This is a genomic window from Acinetobacter sp. DL27 (assembly GCF_055810995.1).
In genome coordinates, this window is sequence record NZ_CM147947.1 from 2,070,621 (window position 1) to 2,090,786 (window position 20,166).

The 20,166-nt window shown below is 38.6% G+C and carries 15 protein-coding genes and 1 tRNA gene; 5 read left to right on the plus strand and 11 right to left on the minus strand.

Annotation, left to right across the window (positions count from 1 at the left end):
• Positions 1 to 198: 198 nt before the first annotated feature.
• Together AC0KVP_RS10080 and AC0KVP_RS10085 are read left to right on the plus strand one after the other, a co-directional pair.
• Complete coding sequence (locus tag AC0KVP_RS10080) at positions 199 to 2,769, plus strand: bifunctional diguanylate cyclase/phosphodiesterase (protein ID WP_473336429.1); 2,571 nt, start codon at positions 199 to 201, stop codon at positions 2,767 to 2,769.
• Between the two features lie 106 nt (positions 2,770 to 2,875).
• Positions 2,876 to 3,808 carry an IS5 family transposase gene (locus AC0KVP_RS10085; protein WP_473336427.1) on the plus strand — a complete coding sequence of 311 codons (933 nt, stop codon included), beginning with the start codon at positions 2,876 to 2,878 and terminating at the stop codon, positions 3,806 to 3,808.
• A 258-nt stretch (positions 3,809 to 4,066) separates the two neighbouring features.
• On the opposite strand, the gene AC0KVP_RS10090 is transcribed toward AC0KVP_RS10085, so the two are convergent.
• The 9 genes from AC0KVP_RS10090 to efp all read right to left on the minus strand — a co-directional run bounded on the left by AC0KVP_RS10090 (position 4,067) and on the right by efp (position 13,833).
• Positions 4,067 to 5,083, minus strand: a complete 1,017-nt coding sequence (locus AC0KVP_RS10090) for a tyrosine-type recombinase/integrase (protein ID WP_473336431.1) — start codon at positions 5,081 to 5,083, stop codon at positions 4,067 to 4,069.
• Positions 5,084 to 5,302: 219 nt separating this feature from the next.
• Positions 5,303 to 5,379: transfer RNA gene (locus tag AC0KVP_RS10095), tRNA-Val, on the minus strand.
• Between the two features lie 43 nt (positions 5,380 to 5,422).
• The gene (locus tag AC0KVP_RS10100; RefSeq protein WP_473336434.1) at positions 5,423 to 7,414 is read right to left on the minus strand and encodes a transglutaminase TgpA family protein; all 1,992 of its coding nucleotides are present in this window, start codon (positions 7,412 to 7,414) and stop codon (positions 5,423 to 5,425) included.
• 10 nt (positions 7,415 to 7,424) lie between these two features.
• Entirely contained in the window at positions 7,425 to 8,324 is a 900-nt protein-coding gene (locus AC0KVP_RS10105; RefSeq protein WP_473336436.1) for a DUF58 domain-containing protein, read from the minus strand.
• Positions 8,325 to 8,339: 15 nt separating this feature from the next.
• Positions 8,340 to 9,251, minus strand: a complete 912-nt coding sequence (locus tag AC0KVP_RS10110) for an AAA family ATPase (protein ID WP_109439255.1) — start codon at positions 9,249 to 9,251, stop codon at positions 8,340 to 8,342.
• A 165-nt stretch (positions 9,252 to 9,416) separates the two neighbouring features.
• Entirely contained in the window at positions 9,417 to 10,436 is a 1,020-nt protein-coding gene (locus AC0KVP_RS10115; protein WP_473336438.1) for a 2-dehydropantoate 2-reductase, read from the minus strand.
• 243 nt (positions 10,437 to 10,679) lie between these two features.
• Positions 10,680 to 10,982, minus strand: a complete 303-nt coding sequence (locus tag AC0KVP_RS10120) for a YbdD/YjiX family protein (RefSeq protein WP_004693572.1) — start codon at positions 10,980 to 10,982, stop codon at positions 10,680 to 10,682.
• 10 nt (positions 10,983 to 10,992) lie between these two features.
• On the minus strand, positions 10,993 to 13,095 hold the full coding sequence (locus AC0KVP_RS10125; protein ID WP_473336440.1) for a carbon starvation CstA family protein: 2,103 nt from the start codon (positions 13,093 to 13,095) through the stop codon (positions 10,993 to 10,995).
• A 168-nt stretch (positions 13,096 to 13,263) separates the two neighbouring features.
• Positions 13,264 to 13,833 carry an elongation factor P gene (gene efp / locus AC0KVP_RS10130; protein WP_004693574.1) on the minus strand — a complete coding sequence of 190 codons (570 nt, stop codon included), beginning with the start codon at positions 13,831 to 13,833 and terminating at the stop codon, positions 13,264 to 13,266.
• 310 nt (positions 13,834 to 14,143) lie between these two features.
• On the opposite strand from efp, the gene epmB reads away from it, so the two are divergent.
• From epmB to AC0KVP_RS10145, 3 genes are read left to right on the plus strand one after another with little or no spacing between them, the layout of a single operon-like run.
• Complete coding sequence (gene epmB / locus AC0KVP_RS10135; RefSeq protein WP_473336442.1) at positions 14,144 to 15,160, plus strand: EF-P beta-lysylation protein EpmB; 1,017 nt, start codon at positions 14,144 to 14,146, stop codon at positions 15,158 to 15,160.
• Positions 15,161 to 15,177: 17 nt separating this feature from the next.
• On the plus strand, positions 15,178 to 16,923 hold the full coding sequence (locus tag AC0KVP_RS10140) for a GTPase (RefSeq protein ID WP_473340488.1): 1,746 nt from the start codon (positions 15,178 to 15,180) through the stop codon (positions 16,921 to 16,923).
• Complete coding sequence (locus AC0KVP_RS10145; protein ID WP_473336444.1) at positions 16,905 to 19,031, plus strand: sensor domain-containing phosphodiesterase; 2,127 nt, start codon at positions 16,905 to 16,907, stop codon at positions 19,029 to 19,031. The genes AC0KVP_RS10140 and AC0KVP_RS10145 overlap by 19 nt, the downstream gene beginning before the upstream one ends.
• 145 nt (positions 19,032 to 19,176) lie before the next feature.
• Here the strand turns inward: AC0KVP_RS10145 and rpmE are convergent, their stop codons facing one another.
• The gene (rpmE, locus tag AC0KVP_RS10150; RefSeq protein ID WP_004693579.1) at positions 19,177 to 19,404 is read right to left on the minus strand and encodes a 50S ribosomal protein L31; all 228 of its coding nucleotides are present in this window, start codon (positions 19,402 to 19,404) and stop codon (positions 19,177 to 19,179) included.
• Positions 19,405 to 19,822: 418 nt separating this feature from the next.
• On the minus strand, positions 19,823 to 20,107 hold the full coding sequence (locus tag AC0KVP_RS10155; protein ID WP_473336447.1) for a hypothetical protein: 285 nt from the start codon (positions 20,105 to 20,107) through the stop codon (positions 19,823 to 19,825).
• Positions 20,108 to 20,166 lie beyond the last annotated feature (59 nt).

Consider the following 20,166-nt stretch of genomic DNA (forward strand, 5'->3'; position numbering starts at 1 on the left):
GTAGGTTTGTGCAACAAAGCCTATCAAAATTAAAAAATATATAAAGCAGATAAATTAATATACACAAAAAAAACATATTTTTCATAAAGTTGTTTTTACTTTCAAATGTTTTTCAATATAGACTATTGATACTTAAATTAAATAAAAAATTACTTTTATTTCGCATAAAATGTATTGGAGCCAAGGAGGGTCTGAAAAGTGAAGAGTGATTTTAGAAAGCTAAATATTGAGTATGTTTTAAATTCTATTGATAAAAGTACAGATCTTCAACTTATACTTAACTCGATATGTTCTTGGCTTGAATCAAATATTACAGATGCTTTAGTCACAATTATGCTTTATTCAGAAGTGGAGCAAACATTAACACTTGTAAATGGGGAACATCACTTTTCTTCTAAATATTGTCGTTCAATCAGTCCTTTAAAAGTTAAGGATAAGAATGGATCTTGTGGTACAGCTGCTTTTTCTAGAAAAACTATTATTAGTCGTAATTTGATACTTGATCCTAATTGGAAAAATTATTTAGAGTTTGTTAGAGAAGAAAATATTATTAGTTGTTGGTCTGTGCCTATTATAAGTGCTAAAGGTATCTTATATGGAACTTTTGGCACCTACTATCGTGAAGAGAAGACGCCCAGATCAGAGCACTTTGAATTTATAAATCAAGCGGTATCATTAATTGCGTTAGCTATTGAAAGAGAAAATGAATACAAACAGAGACTAGCTATTAATGAAAAATATAGCTCTTTTTATACGCATCATCCTGATTTAATTATTGAAATTGACCTTAATGGTTATATTTTAAATTCAAATATTACTTGTAATAAAATTCTTGGATTCTCAGAAAAAAATATATTAGGAAAACATTTTTGGACTTTTATCCCAACTAAATATCATAAACTTATTAGCTTAGCATTTAAAGATGCATTAAAAGGTATTGCTAAACATTATAAAATTCCTGCATATCATTCTTCTGGCAAACTCATTTGGCTTGATCTTACAAATTTACCCATTATTCAAAATCAAAAAGTCACTGGTGTATTTGCCATCGCACGTGATATTTCTACACGTTTAAAAAATGAAGAAAGCCTGCGCTTATTAAAGCGCGGGGTAGATGCGAGTCCAAATGGGATCTTCATAACTGACATCTCTGACAATTTAGAAATAGTTTTTGTTAACCCCTCATTTACATCTATAACTGGATATAGCCCAGAAGAAATTTTAGGAAAAAGTTATAACTTCTTGTCAGGACCTGAAACTGATTTAATTCAGGTAGAAAAAATCAAAACAGGAATAAAGGAACTAAAAGAAACAACAGTTAAATTAAAAAAGTACCGTAGAAATGGAACTTGGTTTTGGTGTCGTTTAATGTTTGGACCTGTATTCGATCAAAATAATATTTGTACTCACTTCTTAGGTAATATTGAAGATATAACTGAGGATGAAAAGAACAGAAGTTATATTAAGTATCAACATACCCGTGACTCAATCACTGGTTTGCCAAATCAGAGAACATTTAATAAATTTTTAGAAAAAGAATTTGAACAAAAAAATCAATCCCCAGCTAGTCTGGCATTATATTACATTGATCTTGATGATTTTAGATCTATGAATGAAAGTCTAGGCTATTTGATCGGTGATAAAATAATTAGAGATATCGGCTCACGTTTACAGGACTTATTAAAAAAAGATGGTTTACTGAGTCGATATATTGAAGATAAGTTTATTTTATTAGTAAAAAATTCTAAAAATCATAACCAGTTATTTACTTTGGCAGAAAGTATACTTGACCTTATTTCTCAAAACTTTCAGATTGAAAATAAAACTCTACATTTAACAGCTAGTATTGGAATTGCCGTAAGAAACTCTAATACTCGATATGCTTCAGAGCTGTTATATGAATCCATGAATGCCCTGAAAGAAGCAAAAAAACAAGGAAGAAACACGTGGTATTTATATAAAAGAGATCCAAACAAATTTTTCCCAGAGAAAGATTATGCTCTTTTGCGATTAGAACTTATGACTGCACTAAAGGAAAAACAATTTAGATTATTTTATCAACCTTTGGTGGATCCACGAACAGGAAAAGTTCACAGTGTAGAAGCACTGATTCGCTGGCATCATCCTCAAAAAGGCTTTATTTTTCCTGATACTTTCATTCCATTAGCCGAAAGAACTGGTCAAATTGTCGCAATTGGTCAGTGGGTTCTTGAACAAGCGTGTTTTGATATTTCCCATATAAATGGAAAAAATAACGCTACAATTGCGGTCTCTGTCAATATTTCTCCCCTACAATTCGGTCGCAGTAATTTCCTTAGTTGCTTGGAAAGTGTACTGATTAAAAGTAAACTACCAGCTAATCTTCTTAAAATCGAAATTACAGAAGGCGTGATTATTAATGGTGCAGATAGAGCAATTGAGATATTAAAGTCAGTTCGTGAGCTAGGAGTAAAAGTTTCAATTGATGATTTTGGAACAGGTTATTCAAGTCTTAGCTATTTACGTCGATTACCAATTAATCAAATTAAATTAGATCGTGAGTTTATAGATAATTTAACAAATAATTCTCAAGATGCATCTATAGTTCAATCTATAATTCATTTAGCTCATCAGCTTAATCTTGAGGTTGTTGCGGAAGGAGTAGAAACACTAGAACAAGCAAAAATACTTCATTGTCAAAATTGTGATCTCTTGCAAGGATATTTTTACACGAAGCCAGTTGAACTGAATAACCTAATTTTTAAATACTACTCACTAGAAGAATGTTAAATTGTAGATTTTAGCTAAAAGTTAAAATCTACAAATAATGTTACTTCAAAACGGCTTTGTTGCACAAACCTACCGATAAAGTCTTATTCGGCAATATAATTCGCAAATGAATAAGCCCACACCTAAAATCTATCGTACAACCAATTGGTCTTCTTATAACAGTGCATTAATAAATCGAGGAAATCTCTCAATTTGGTTCGATCCCAAGACTCAATGGTACGCTCAACCCAAAGGTAAACATGGTCGAAATCAAACTTATTCAGATACAGCCATCCAATGCTGTCTGATGATCAAATCCCTATTTCGATTGTCTTTACGCATGGTCACTGGCTTTGTGCAAAGTCTCATTCATCTTTGTAGATTAGATTGGACAGCACCAGACTATTCCACCATCTGCAGAAGACAAAAGCATATTGATATTGCAATTAACTATCAAAAAAGCAGTAATGGTCTCCAGCTACTCGTCGATTCTACTGGCTTAAAGTTTCTAGGCGAAGGTGAATGGAAGCGTAAGAAACACCAACCTGAATATCGTCGCCAATGGCGTAAACTTCATATTGGTATAGATGCTGAAACCCTTCAAATACGCGCTATTCAACTCACTACAAATAATGTGAGTGATTCACAAGTGCTTGGTGATTTACTCGATCAGATTCCACAAGATGATCAGATTGACTCTGTTTATACCGATGGAGCTTATGACACCAAGCAATGCCGTCAGGTCATTGCAGATCGGCAAGCGCATGCGGTGATTCCGCCAAGAAAAAATGCGAAACCTTGGAAAGATACAAAGATCAGCTCGCTAGAGCGAAATGAATTACTTCGAACAGTTAAACGTTTAGGCAGGACACTATGGAAAAAATGGTCAGGCTATCATCGGCGAAGTTTGGTCGAAACTAAGATGCATTGCATCAAATTATTGGGGGATAAACTCAGTTCGAGAAACTTTCAAAGCCAAGTCAATGAGATGCATGCACGTGTAGCAGTATTAAATAAATTCACAGAGTTAGGCCGACCTCACACCCAAGTTGCCACTTAAATTTGAGTAGATATGGGAAATCTTAATTTTTAAATCTTTGTGCAACAAAGCCTTTGTGAAGTCCCTTCTACTACCAAATTCCCCTTTTTTATTCAACTACCAATAATCATCACTGAACCCTAAATAATTAAATAGTTTTACAATATCAGAGCCCGATCTCCTCTCTGAAGAAAATTCACGCAAAATTACTGTTGTTAATTCATTTAATGATAAATCAGAAATTTGCATAATAAAAAGCCCCATTCAATGGGGCATATCTTAAGCAGCATTTAGCATTTTTGCTATCTCAGAAGCCGTTGGGTTGTAGTATGTGTTCACAAGAACCCCAATGGTTTTATGCCCAGTAAATTTAGCTAATATCTCAACAGGCAATTTTTGTTTATTCACAAAGCGTGTAATGGCCTCATGACGTGAATCATGGAACGTAAATGCTCCAGCAAGTCCGACACGCTTTAAATTACGCTGCCAAAGCAATCTAAACGAATTGGAGTTGTGTTTGACCAGTAACCCTTCGCGCTTAGGCAGTAGATCTAATAGCGCTCTTGCCTTTGTCGTTAGTGGGACATCTCGTGAGGTACCATTCTTAGTATCAGGCAAATGAACATAATCAGGAAAGACATGTTGGTTCTCAATTCCTAATATCTCGCCTTTACGCATGGCAGTTTCCAATGCAAATAAGAAACTCCAAGCTACATAGTGCGCTGGTGTTTTCGGCACCATACCTTCTTCATAATTATCTAAACCCACCAAAACCATTTTGATTTGATCTTGGCTTATACGGTTCTTTCGTGCAGGTGGTTTAATTGGCTTCTTAACCAAATTGAATGGATTTGAAGGCAGTAAAAATAGTTCACGTACTGCAAATGTGAAAACAGAAGATCCAAGGCTCATTTCCTTATGAATAGTCCCTGCTTTCACATACTGCAATCGTCTTTCTCTATTTTCAGTGATTAGCTTTGGAGTGAGATCATAAATTGAGTATTCGGTGAGTTTGCCGTAATACCGTTCTAAATATTTGATGTGATTTTTGATGTAGACTTTACTTTTGGTAAACTGCCCAATTTTTTCGTAATAGATATTAAATAGCTGCTTTACAGTGTATTGGGGTTTATCTAAATTTTTGAGCTGCTTTTCATACTCAAGCTGTAACTCCATGAGTCGCTTGTGCGCCCATTGAATACATTCTTGTGAGGTATCTCTTGTTGCTGCATCACGAAGATGCTTGTATTTAACTTGGATGCGCCATGCATTGCCGCGTTTGACAGGTTTTTGCATATTAATAAACTCTCAATATTTGGTGCCGAAAACGGGCGCCATCCATCTTGAGATACATACGACCATCTCAAAATGGCGCCCGAAAGCGAAATATAAAGCAGTTTTTAATGCAAATTTTGGGTATTTTGATTACCCAAAGCTGACCTATTTGACAATAAAAACAGGGAAATATCGTTACAATATCCCCCTTAAGATATTGATTTTACTCAATATATATCTTGGTAGGTATATCCAGACTCGAACTGGAGACCTCTACGATGTCAACGTAGCGCTCTAACCAACTGAGCTATACACCTGAAGTAAAAGCATAATATTCACTTTTAAAAAGTATGACAAGCGCTATTTCTTATTTCTTAAAGCAGATGCACAAGTTTTAAGCATTTGTTTAAATTGTTGAATATTTTTTGAATTCAACGTATTGGAATAACGCATTTGTTGATAATAATCACCCGCCTGCTTAAATAAAACTTGCTGTTCAGGGTTAACGTCTTGAGCTAAACGCAACAACCATTTGTTTACCGTTTCGCCATCTTGTTTACGCTGCTCAGTTGTTAAGCTACGAGAAAAAGACTGAATGACAATGTCGTATTCAGAAGTTTGAGCACGTTTACGCCAAAATATAACGCACCAGTACAGTAAAACTAATCCACCGATGCTAATCATAATCAGTAATACCAATGAATAACTGGATTGGAGTCCTAGCTTCTGTAACCAACCTCGTTGAGTCTCTGCATTATAGCCAACCACCTTACTTTGCCATTGGTAGCTTGCGTAATCGCTCCAAATGCGCATTTTGTTTAATACCGAATAGCGCTGTATATTCCATCGACTACTCTCACCCCAAACACTGGCATCTTGGCTTATTAAATCTTGCATACCTTGTTCAATACGCTGTGGTGCAATCATCGCTGTTGGGTCATATCGTTTCCAGCGCCCATCCACAAAGACTTCCGTCCATGCATGCGCATCTAACTGTCGAACTTCCCAGCTTTTTGCATCTGGTGAAGGCTGACCACCTTGATACCCAACCACAATACGCGCTGGAATTCCCGCATAACGCATCAGCATCACGAAGCTAGAAGCATAATGTTCACAAAAACCTTGTTTGGATTGAAACAAAAACTCATCAATGCGATGTTGCCCCAACAAGCCCGGTTGTAAGGTATAACTAAAACCATTATTACGATACCATTGCAAAACATTTTGGATATAACGTTTCGGGTTCTCGTCACTTTGCTTAAACAGCTGCTGTGCCAATTGCTGTGCTTTTAAGTCCATTTGCTCAGGTACTTTTAAATTTATGCTTTGTTGTACCTTAGATAATTCACTTTGGGAAAATTGAACATTTCCCATCCATTGCAACGCAATAGGTTCTACACGCTGCACTTGACGATAAGCCTGAATACTCCAATCCTGACGTAGCTGATAACGTCGCTCTAAAGGTTGTGAATATTCCAATGCCATAATCCACGGAATCGCAACATCAGCGGATAAATATTGATAGTTCCAATTTTTGGATGTAGAGATTTGCGTTAATGTCTCATCCGAAATGCCTTGTTGGTTAATAAAACTACTGGTCCACTTTTGCCCATCATATTGATCTAAGACCATCGCGCGCCAATAAAGCTCTGAACGATTTGGGAGCTGAGTGACATCACCGATAATACGAAAAGCCAAATGACTGGACTGGGATAATTGCACAATATCTCCAGGTGACATAGTGTCACTCATGCCTGTCACTGCTTTATTTTCCGGAATTGGAATATGCCAAAGTGGGGGTAAACGCGGAAAAAAGATAAACAACAGCACAAAAAAAGGCAGTGCGAGACCTACAAATTTAATGACGTGTTTTGCATCTTGCTTTAATGCCGTACGATTCGAGTTTTCAGATGCAAAAGAATAGGTTTGCACTCGATACAGCCCCAACAAACAACTCAATAAACAGAGTAAAACCATCACAGCCATCATAAATGACTGACTATGTAAAAACATACTTGCCGCAACGAATAATGCAAAGTTAAACAAAATGATCACATCACGCTGCGTTTTTGTTTCTAAGGCTTTCGCAAAGAGAAAGATACTTAAAACAGCTACGCCCGCTTCCACCCCTAAAAAGCTTTGATAGCTCCAAAAAGTGACCGCTAGAGCAGCAAGGGTCAAAATGTAAATTGCCCATTTCGGGAAATGGTTTCCCATGGATTTCATGAAATACCATAGACAGCCGATACAAATGGCGAAAATGACACTCAATAGCACAGGACTAAAACTTAGTTGTGTGATCCAAATCAAACTCAGTGTCAGTACAATTGCAATACGAATAGAAGAATGCATACTGCTCTCGCTATGCCTGCGCCAAAAGTAATTTGGCTTGAAGGTAGTGTTCTCGCCCTATCCCTTTGGCTAGTTCAGTATGAGGTAAATACAGAGCATAGACGTATTGCAACTGCTCACATTGTTCAACCAAGCCCATCATTAAGCTTAATTTTTCTTCATGTGAAGGACTCGGCATATGTGCATAGTGGATGTCTAAACTGTGCTGATCCTGATGTTGTTCAAAGACTTTAATAAATAAACCTTGTCCTTGTGCCGCTTGTTTCCATGAAACCGCTTGTAAAGAGTCACCCTCTTTAAAATTTCGCAATTCTCGAAATTCATCCATGTCCGGTTCAAAACTGTGCTGTTGCTGTTTATTTTCTGCCGCTAAAGACTTAGCTTTAGGCGCGATCCACAGGGCTTTCTGAATGAAAAAATAACTCCAAGCGCGAACAAGACCAAATGGATAAGTCGAATATATTCTAATCTCTGGGAAACTGAACTGTCCGCGCTCTTTTGGAAAGAAATTTAAATCGACCGCCTGATGGGTATCTTGAATAAACAACTGTTCTATATGATCAGCATAAGTAATCCAAAGGTATCGAGGTTGTGAATGCTGTTGTTTGAAATGCATTTGTAATTGCAATGCACTCTCAACTTGCCCTATTTCAGGCAATACAAGGTCAACACTTACCCCATGTAGCTGTTTAAAGGTCAAATAAAAACTCATACACAGCACGGCACTGATTAAAAAACAAAACGCTAAAATTAAATTATTGGCATAATTCACCCCAGCAATAAAGGTAATTAAAATCAGCACCACATACACATATCCTTGCTGATAAATAAACACCAGTACATCTTTTTGGGTCAGTTGTTTTTCAGCCTTAAATTGAAAGCGTTTATTTATCCAGTTTTGCCACAGCATGCGTCAGCTTTCCTATCAGTGAACTTTGACTTGCTTCATCAGTTGCTCAGTTTCAGCTTCACCCAGTCCTATTCGATGCGCGGTCACTGCGACAAATACAGCCTGTACATCATCCGGTGTAACAAATGCACGGGCTTTAACCAAAGCATAGGCTTGTGCTGCTTTCTTCAAAGCCAGCACGCCACGTGTAGATAAACCATGTCGACCTTTACGGGTCTCAGCCGCCAAATCTAAAATATAGTCCAAGACTTCCTCAGACAAATAAATCTGTGGCACCAAAGTTTGTAAGGCCAGAATGTCTTGTTCGGAAAATACGGTCATCAACTGCTGAATTAAGTCATGACGGGATTGCTGCTGCAATAAAGCCTTTTCTGCCTGACGGGATGGATAACCCAAAGATAGCCGCATAAGAAAACGGTCGAGCTGTGACTCTGGTAGTGCATAAGTTCCACTTTGAAAAAGTGGGTTTTGCGTTGCAATCACCCAAAAAGGCTGCGGTAGCACATAACGACTTGCATCGATCGTCACCACACCCTCTTCCATCGCCTCTAAAAGTGCACTCTGCGTTTTCGGACTACAGCGGTTAATTTCATCTGCGAGTAAAATTTGAGTAAAAATTGGCCCTTGCTTAAACTCAAACAGATGTTCTTTTTGGTTAAACATATTCACCCCAATCACATCGCTTGCCAGCATGTCATTGGTAAACTGAATCCGTTTGAATTGAAGACCAGCCAAATGGGCCAAGCTACTGGCCAATGTGGTTTTGCCTAAACCGGGCAAGTCTTCAAACAAGATATGCCCACCTGCTAACAGGCTGCATAAGGCCAATTGGGTTTGTTGATTTTTATCTAAAACGATTTGATTAACTTGATTGAGAAATTCTTGGATTTTTGGATAAAAAACACTTAACTGTGATTCATCGAGCATGTCATGTTGCTGTGTTTCTACCGTTCTTTCTTTTTCCCAAAACACCTTATTCTCCCCAATCAAAATATAAATCAAGGTTTAACATACAGGTTTTTCAGACATACTCAAAGGCGATCCTTATAAATCTTCAATGATTTGCGTATGAATGACCTACGTCACCGCAAGCTACTGTTTCGCTGCAGATTTCAACTGATCTTTTAAAGTATCTGCACTCATTGAAAATGAAGGCGATGATTTCTCTGCTTGCTTAATCAATTCTATGAGTCGTGCATTGATTGGAGCCTGTCTACCGCATTGTTCTGCGAGTTTTAAAACCTCACCATTAATCCAGTCGACCTCTGTGGGGCGACCTGCAATTAAATCATCTTGCATAGACGACCGAGCCAATGGATCGATTGCCAACATTTTACGACTTAATAATTTAAATAATGGATTGGGTAAACTCAGCAATTTGGGAATCAAATGCGTCGGAACTGCAGTTAATTTTGCAGGTGTAATTTGTGCATAATCAAGAAGTGCTAAAGCTTCCTGCTGCGCCATTGCCACACATTGGCGATATTTACGAATCGACAATTGTTCCTTTAGCGTTTTTTTTGACAATGCATTGATTGAATTATTTAAATTAAGTAAAAGCTTGGCCCACTGCACAGCCAGCATATCTTTTTCAAAAACAATCTCTAAACCTGCTTTTTGAAATGCATTTTCAAGCAAATTTTGATTCGGATATTGCTTAACACTTAATGCACCAGAGGTACCTTGATGATAATGCCCAGCGTCTTGAGTAGCGACGTTAAAAGGAACCATCCCCTCTAAAATCAGCTGCCCTTTCAAAACCCTTTTTAAAATAGGGACATTACTTAAGCCATTTTGAAAGCTGATGATCAGCGGTGTTTTAGCCCCTAAATATTCTTTGAGTTCATGTGCAACTTGTTCGGTTGCTGCCGATTTCACACAAATAAAAATAACATCGGCATCCACAACCTGAGTAGGATCGGTCGTTAGTTTGAGTTGATGGGGTGCAAGTTTGATATTTTCGCCTAAATAATCAGTTAAGACTAAACCCAATTGGGAAAGCTCTGCATGAATACGTGGACGCGTGATAAAAGTAACATCATTACCTGCCGCAACCAATCTTCCGCCCAAATAACATCCAATGCTTCCAGCACCATAAATATATATTTTCATTCAATTTCCCTTTGCAAACATTCCAGTATTTTAAGAGCTATCACAATCAAAAGCTGTCAAATATACGACATGAACCTTTTATGCCTCATACTCCGTGTTGCCTTATGACCTAAGCCATAATCTAACAACTTGCTTCATGCAAAAAAGTACACTGTCGAATCTAACACGAGCAACCGCATGTGATTGAATATTTTCACAAAAAAAGACGGCACCGAAGTGCCGTCTTTCAACTGATTAATTACATTAACAAGGGCACTTTTTCATACCATTCGTTGCAGATGGATAACGCGCATCCACACAATGACGATAAAAAGTTTTAGCATCCATCGCTTCTAAATCAGGATGGTGCTTTTTCATATGCTCCAAATAATTTGGATAATCAGGCACCCCCACCATCAAGCGAAAACTTTGCTGCAAACGTTGCCACAACGTCGCAATTCGAGACCAATTTTTAGGGTTCAGAATCAAATCTTTCTGCGACATCACGGTCATTTTGATGATTTTATAAATCATCGTCTTTCCACTTTTAGCAAATTTTAGATTCATCTGACTCTCCTTAATGTCCAGCTTTTGATGGCTGGATGTCTTCAGGATCACGGTAAATTGCTTCAGCTTCATTTACAGTTGGTACAGGGCTTGCCAATGCACGACGAATCACTTTAATTGCAGCAAGCAGCATTACAATCGCCACAATCATAAAGAATCCACACAGTGCAGCATTGATCTGATTCGACATCGCAACAGTCTGCATTTCAGCAACCGTTTTTGCTGGTGCTAAAATTTCATTGTTTGCAATTGCATTGTTAAAGCGTTCAGCTTGTGCCAAGAAACCAATTTTTGGATTTTCGTGGAAAATTTTCTGCCAGCCCGCGGTCATACAGGTTACCAACAAGAATATGGTCGGGATAATCGTGACCCATACATATTTCTCTTTCTTCATTTTGAAGAGGATAACCGTACCTAAGATCAATGCCATTGCCGCAAGCATTTGGTTACCCACTCCAAACAGTGGCCATAAGCTATTGATCCCCCCGAGCGGATCGACGACACCTTGGTAAACGAAGAAGCCCCAACCCGAAACCGCAACCGCTGTACCCAACAAGTTTCCGAAGAAGTTATGTGAGTTTTTCACCGCAGGAATCACAATACCCACTGTATCTTGCACCATGAAACGACATGCACGCGTACCCGCATCAACTGCCGTTAAAATAAATAGTGCTTCAAATAAAATGGCAAAGTGATACCAAAACGCCATCATTTCACGGCTATTGAAAATTTCCGTAATGATGTGGGCCATACCAATGGCAAAAGTTGGCGCACCGCCAGTACGTGAAAGAATGGTACTTTCACCCACTTCTTGAGCCAGTAAAGTTAATGTTTCTGGAGTAACAACAAAACCTAAATTACGAACAGCTTCAGCTGCGGTGTCGACACTTGTACCCAGTAAAGCGGCTGGTGAGTTAATCGCAAAATACACACCCGGATCAAGCACTGCGGCACAGATCAGAGCCATGATTGCAACAAATGACTCCATGAGCATACCGCCATATCCGATCATTCGAATATCACGTTCATTGTTCACAAGTTTCGGCGTGGTGCCTGACGACACTAAAGCGTGGAAACCTGAAATTGCGCCACAGGCAATGGTAATAAATAAGAATGGGAACATTGAACCTGCAAACACAGGACCAGTACCATCAATAAATTGCGTGAATGCTGGCAGCTTCATTTCTGGCATTGCGAAAATAATACCGACTGCCAAACCTGCAATAACACCAATCTTTAGGAAGGTTGATAAGTAATCGCGTGGTGCAAGCAATAACCACACAGGCAGTGCCGAAGCCACGAAACCATAAATAATCAGCGCCCAAGTCAACTGAGTGCCCGACAGTGTAAAGAACGCACCCCAATATGGATGCTGTGCAATATTTTCACCGTAGACAATACCGAGCATCATCAAAACGAAACCAATAATAGATACTTCTGCAATTTTACCCGGGCGGATAAAACGCATGTAAACCCCCATAAAGAGCGCAATTGGAATCGTTGCCGCAATACTAAATACGCCCCACGGGCTGTGTGCAAGTGCTTTGACCACGACCAGTGCCAAAACTGCAAGGATAATAATCATTACCCCCAATGCACCAAGCATGACCACAATACCTGCAAAAGTTCCAAGCTCTTGCTTTGCCATTTCACCGAGTGAACGTCCATCACGACGGGTAGAAATAAACAACACCAAAAAGTCTTGTACTGCACCTGCAAGCACTACACCGACAAGTAACCAAATCGTGCCAGGTAAATAGCCCATTTGCGCTGCTAAAATAGGCCCTACTAATGGACCTGCACCTGCAATCGCTGCAAAGTGATGTCCAAATAGAACACTTTTGTTGGTTGGAACATAGTCCAGACCATCATTCAAACGATGCGCGGGAGTTAAGCGACGTTCATCAAGCTCAAAAACTTTATTTGCAATAAATAAACTATAGAAGCGATAAGCAATACTATAAATACAGCCCGCAGCAAGTACGAGCCAGATGGCATTGACATGCTCACCACGACTTAGTGCCAATATCCCAAAAGAGACTGCACCGACGATGGCTACCAGTAGCCAGATGATTTTTGAAGTCAGGGTTGACTTCGGCTGAACAGATTCCATTTCAATCCCTCATATTTGTTGCATTCAATCAGCGTCTTTAATTATTCGAGGTACTGCTGTTTTCCTTTGCGACTTTACTCTGCATCTCCTTGTTTTGATCTAATACTTTGGCATAAAAAAAGGGATGATTTTCATCATCCCTTCCGATAATAGTCTATTTTTAAACCATTATGCACGTTCTAAATAATCGCCAGTACGAGTATCTACACGAACGCTTTCTTCTTGCTGTACAAATAATGGAACACGTACTACAGCACCTGTTTCCAATTTTGCAGGTTTACCACCACCGCCAGAAGTATCACCACGTACACCCGGATCAGTTTCAACAATTTTCAAAACTACGAAGTTTGGTGGGTTTACTGTTAAAGGCACGCCATTGAACAACATAATGGTACATTTTTCATTTGAATCATCTTTTAACCATTTTGCAGCATCGCCCATTGCTGTTTTGTCAGCAGCGATCTGTTCAAATGATACAGGATCCATGAAGTTCCACATTTCGCCGTCGTTGTACAAGTATTCCATTTCTACTTCTACAATGTCAGCCGCTTCTAAAGAATCACCAGACTTAAATGTTTTTTCTAAAACTTTACCAGAACGTAAATTACGTAGTTTTACGCGGTTAAATGCTTGACCTTTACCTGGCTTTACATATTCATTTTCCATGATTGAACATGGGTTACCATCAAGCATAACCTTAAGGCCTGACTTGAAATCATTCGTAGAATAATAGGCCATGACTGGCGCACTCCAAACTAACTAACTTAAATATTTATGTCTTTATCTTAGACACCATAGCTTTGAAAAAGCAGGGCCATAATGATAGGGCATCTTTTTTGATGCCTCGTATTGTAAATGAGCAAGGTGTTATGAAGCAATGAAAATCCACTGCCTATAAGCCGAAGATCTTGATAAAATAGCCCTGTTCCACGTGTTTTTGTGTATTGAAAAAGGCTTTTTAGACCGCACACATCCGAACAACTCGTTTCGACATCACCCGATTTGATGACCTAACTTTCTTTTGACCTAGTATTTGACCCCTTATTGCATGACTCATTATTTGTACCAAGAGCAAAATTGGCAAGCCCAACTCAGTGATTTAATTACTGACCCTTTAGAATTACTTAACATTCTAGAGCTTTCTCCTGAGCAACTGCTATCAGGTGCACTGCTTGCATCAACCCAATTTAAACTCCGTGTTCCCCGTGCTTTTGTGACAAGAATGCAAAAAGGTAATCCGCTTGATCCTTTACTCCTTCAAGTCCTGCCCCATCATCTTGAGCTTGAGGAACATCCCGACTTCGTGACCGACCCCTTGGGGGAGGAACAAGCCAACCAACAACCCGGTGTTTTGCACAAATATAAAACTCGTTTCTTACTTACACTGACTGGGGCATGTGCCGTTCATTGTCGTTACTGTTTTCGTCGACATTTTCCCTATCAAGAGAACCTGCCAAAGTCAGAAGATTGGATCAATATTCAACACTATATTCAGTCCCAACCTGACATTAATGAAGTCATTTTGAGTGGCGGAGACCCCTTAACGCTGTCTAATCGTAAAATAAAATTATGGATTGAACGCTTAGAAAGTATTCCCCAACTTAATTTTTTGAGAATTCACTCACGAGTTCCCATCGTAATGCCTAACCGTGTCGATGATGAGCTAATTTCCATCTTAAAAAACAGTAGGCTGCGCATTATTCTAGTGGTACACTCAAATCATGCATCGGAATTGGATGATTTTACCTGCCGTCAATTACAGCAATTAGTCGCAGAAAAAATCACCGTTTTCAATCAGGCGGTTTTGTTGAAAGGGGTCAATGATCACGTTCAAATTTTGACAGATTTGAGCTACCGTTTATTCGATGCAGGTGTATTGCCATACTATTTACATGTTTTAGATAAAGTAAAAGGGGCTCACCATTTTGATTTAAACCCGCAAGACATTGATGGTCTATATCAAGGATTATTGGCGAATCTACCCGGCTATCTGGTTCCCAAGCTGGTCAGGGAAATTGCGGGAGAAAAGAATAAGACACCACTTTTCGGGGTTTCAACTTTTTGAGTTAAATAATAACGATGATGACGACGAGTACTTCAGATATCTTCCAAAAACCAACCGAATTAAAGTTGGATAAGCTTAGTTTTTGCCCAAGCACAGTCAAAGGCTTACAAGAATGGTTGGCAAACTTATCCATTTTACAATTGGGTGACTCTTCTCGTTCCTTATTTCAAGCATTACTTGAAGTCTCCGAGCTTCAAGTCAGTGAAACACTTCGTTTTGATTTGGTTCAAGGACTGCATCCAAATTTGGAAAATGTACTTACCAGCTTAGAGAAACATTTTTTTAATCAGGGCCTCATCACCACTGATCGCAATGACCATATTATTGAGCTTGCCTTATTAATGCGTAGCCATTTTGCAAAAGTCTATATCGACATTGCAAAACGTGTTTCTCAGCAAATCACTCAAAACAAGTTTTCTTTATTTGCTTTTAACCAAAAAAAGAACCTACAAACGGCTCGAACCGTATCGAGTTATTACGCTTTACAACAACTGTCCCTGTTGTTGTACCAACAACACTTGCTCTATAGCTCACCGATTCCGGGGCAGTGGCTAGCGGCTCATCAGCTCTTGGATTCTGCTATTCAAAATAACTTCTATTTGACCAACATTAATCAAATACAAGGCACACAGCATCAACTGAACAATATTAGCCAAGCCTATGCGCAGCTCATTCTATTAGATATTTTCAACACCCATCAAATTCGTCCAGGTGAGATTCAAGGACTGTTTTTGTGTAGTTTTGATTGGGCGAAATTGATTCAAATTTTACCTAAAGAAACCACATTATCTCGCTATATTGTCGATGCATCAAAAGACTATCCGCCGACCTATAATTCTCAAAAAAACAGTCATATTCAACCCAATATTTTTATCTCGACGCAAGCCCTGCTTGATCATCTCTCAGAAATGCAAACCAAACGCGCTGAGCCACTGTCGCGCGATGAGAAGATTTTTCTTACCCCTGCTTTGCATTTTCACATTCATAACTTATTAACCAATAATATTGAACGTAAGCATGAACGGTATGAATACTCTGCCCAATTACAAATTTGTTTTGGCCTGTCGGTCGCACATTTCTATTTGTCTAAAGGCAAGAACTTTAATGAAACTTTAGAGCTAGAAGGTAACTATAACTTTCAGAATGAAAGTCACGTGATCAACTCCATGAACAGTAATATTCCTGTGGAGACGAGTTCTGCTCGTATGATTGATCGTGAGTCGAAACAAATCTACCCTGCCGAAGTTTTAGATATTAGCGTGAATGGTTACCGCATTCGTTGGACTGGACCAACACCTGCACATTTAAAAACAGGCGAGTTTATTTTGGTCCAAGAAAATGCGCATAGCCAATGGCGCGGTGGTGTGATTCGCTGGATTAAACAATCAAGTGAAAAAAGCTTGGAACTAGGGCTAGAAATCTTAGCGCAAGATCTTTTCCCATGTGCCGTTATGGTAAAAACAGACCGAACCACTCAGAACTATCAACCTGCATTATTGGTGCAAACGTCCCAGCTAGATGAAGTACAAACCAGCCTCATTGTGCCGGGTTCGAATATGTACCGAGAAAAACAAACCATTCACTTACGCCTCGGCGATGAAGATCTTAAAATTTATTTAGTAAAAGCACATTTAATTACACAAAGTTTTATTCGTTTTGATTATGAATTGTTGAATGACCAACAAGAACCATTGGTTCAAAGTTTTATTCAAAAGCAAATGAATGCTATTAAGAATCACGATTTATGGGAAGCATTGAAGTGAGAAATCCATTATTATCTAAAAAGTTAAAACGTACGGAAACACGTTTACTCATTATTGATGATAATCAGATCCGTTATAACCAAATTCGTGACCTTTTAACTTCTAGCGATCATCAAGTTCATGCCACCTTATTGGATGACTTACAAAACTTTGAAAAACAGCTTCATCTGCCTTGGGATGTCGTGATTTTTGGTCGCGCTTATGACCTAAAGTATGAACAAGCACTGACTTTGATTCGCAACTCTAACCAAGTCAATTTACCGCTGGTTTTATTAAAGCCAGATGAATATCAATCCACCCAATACGCAAGTTTTATTCGTAAAGGTGTCTATGATATTTTGGACTTAGAAGAAGCGGATAACTTTTACTTAGGTCTATTGCGTGCGCTGTCATTAAGTCGTTTATTGCAAAGCCAACAACAACTCATGAATGAGCTTGAAACGGCTCAAAGCCAAGCACAGGCTTTAGTTGAAGAAAGCAATAAAGCCATCGCTTTAATTCAAGAAGGGATTCATGTTTCAGCCAATGCTGAATACTTACAACTATTCGGCCTAAGCTCTGAAGATGATATTATTGGTCAACCTCTGCTCGATATTCTCCAGCCTAAAGATGTAAACGATTTCAAATCACGTTTTAAGAAAATTTCACAAGGTCAGTTTGATTTAGGCGCTTTTGAAGTTGCTACTCTCAATAGCAATGCCCAAACTAAAAATCCTTTAAAAGTTGAGTTTTTAGCTGCACCTGAAGATGATGCGCTCCAACTAACGATTGAAGTCGAATCTAAACGCCCTGCTGCTCCATCAGTCAACACTGAAAAGCATGCTATACAACCTAATACGTATCAACAAATTAACCGCGCTATGACCAAACAGCCTTCTGATCAGAATGCTTTGGTTAGCTTTGCACTCAGCTCTTGTCCAGATGAAATTTTTAAAACCGACTGGGCAACCACGCGTGATTATTTTAACAATATTTACAGCTTTTTAAATGAACAGACCCATATTCCTCTATTTAAGGCGGGTGGGCAAACCATCGTTGGCTTATTCCAAGCGGAATCACAGGCCAAACTCGAATCTAAGCTGATTGCGTTAAATGCGCTCACCAAACCACAGCTCATCACGGTAGAAAACAGTAGCTATCCAGTAAATTTGCGCATTGGCTACACTTTACTGAAAGGTGAAATTTCAAATCAAGATCAGTTTGAACACTTGTTATGCTCAGCCTTTAAAACCGCTTTACCGACCAATCAAGACGATTGCGAAATTGAGCAAAAAGCAAGTATTGACATGCCTGTGATTGAGTTGATTAATCCAACAGTCAGCGATACTTTAGACACTCAAAAAACAGCAAATGAACCTACAGTACTTAAAGCCTTACATCTTGCATTAGAGCGTGGCGAGATTCATCTTAAATATCAACAGCTTTACGACAAAGAAGACACTAATTTATACACATATGAGGTTACCAGTGGCTTTATTTATGGTAATACATGGAAAGATATATCGAGCCTCAAAGAGTTAAGTGAAGACCACGAACTATCTATTAAACTTGACCGCTGGATTTTAGTTGAGTCGTGTAAACAGCTACACAATTTTATCACACAGTATCCTGAAGCAAAGTTGATTGTAAACTTAAACAAAGCCGTACTGTTGAATGACCGCTCTTTCCCTGAATTTATCGCCAAACTGATTACCATTGTACGCAGTAAGTTAAGTCACCCAATTATCCTTCAGTTCTCTGAGGATGATATCAGCCAAAACATTGCTGAAGCGCAAAAATACATTGCCCAGCTTCGCCAATATGGTGCTGAAGTTTCAATTCGTGACTTTGGTAATAGCATTTATAGTGAATCTATTCTACGTCAGCTCGATATCAACAATCTCACTTTACATGAAAACTTAACTCGCATGCTCAGTAGCGACGCTAACACGGAAGAGCTGCAAGAAAAAGTTGCGATATATCATCAATTGAAAAACATTCAAATTATGTTGCGTGATCTGAATGATATGACTTCGTTTGCCAATGCGTGGAATGTCGATGCCCGCTTTATTCAAGGCGATTATTTCCAGAAGAAACTCGACCATCTGATTGACGTGCAGGATCAGTAAAAGCTTGACCTTAGATACTAGCCTCTAAATTTCAAGGCCCCTATATGGGGTCTTGAAATTTATGATCTAGCTATCGGTCCTATGACTCTTTATCAAAACCATAGGCATAAAAAAACGGGCAAATGCCCGTTTTTTTCTTTTGCTATTAGTCGCGTTTGATAGAACGTGACATGCCAGCAAAACGTTGTTTGAACTTGTCGATACGACCGCCAGTGTCAACGTTCTTTTGCTTACCAGTATAGAATGGGTGGCAAGCTGAACATACGTCTAGGTAAACAGTTTCTTTACCAAGTGCTGAACGAGTTTCGATTACGTTACCGCAAGAACATGTAGCAACTAAAGTTTGGTATTTTGGGTGAATATCGGCGCGCATCGTCGATTACTCCATAAAAATTAAAGAAGGTTTTGCTGTCATCGCAATTGATCACTCTCAAAATTGAGGAAAGGGCCGCTTAATTAAATTAAGTTGCAGATCAACACCATAACAGACCATTCTTTTGGCCCACCGAGACGGATACCGTCAGAGCTAAGCACAACAAGTGGGCACGATTATAACTGAAATAGATGCATTAATAAATACATCATTCTTGGCTTCGAGCTTTCTTCTGAGTTGCTCTATTCATATAATCGAAGTATTGCATTTCTACCATGCGTTGAAATTCAGCCTCATCAAAATGATTGAGTCGTTTAATCAAGAAAGGACAATATTTTTCAGCATTCACTGTTCGCATGGATGAAGACATCACTTCCAGCATGTTTTGTATTTCTTGTTTGAACGTAGGATCAATCGGTTAATCCATTTCAGTCTCTTGAAAAATGCTTACGCCATTATATTTGATATCCTTTCCCACTTTTGCAGTATTCAGCAGCTTCTGCTTCACAGCTGAATAAGCTTGCTCCAGTTCAACATTCAGCTGTGGTTGTTTTTCTCTACAAAAATTTAATATGGGTTGTAGCGATATTAATGGCATTTTCTCAAAAATATCTCGATTTGTTCTCATGTTTAAATCTTCATTTGCAAGGCTGATATTGCTATAACCAAGTAAACAAAAGATTAAAGATTTTATTATTTTCATAAGGTTATTCTTTAAAATATTTAGTATAAGGAAATTAATCAATTGTGTTTAGACATTTA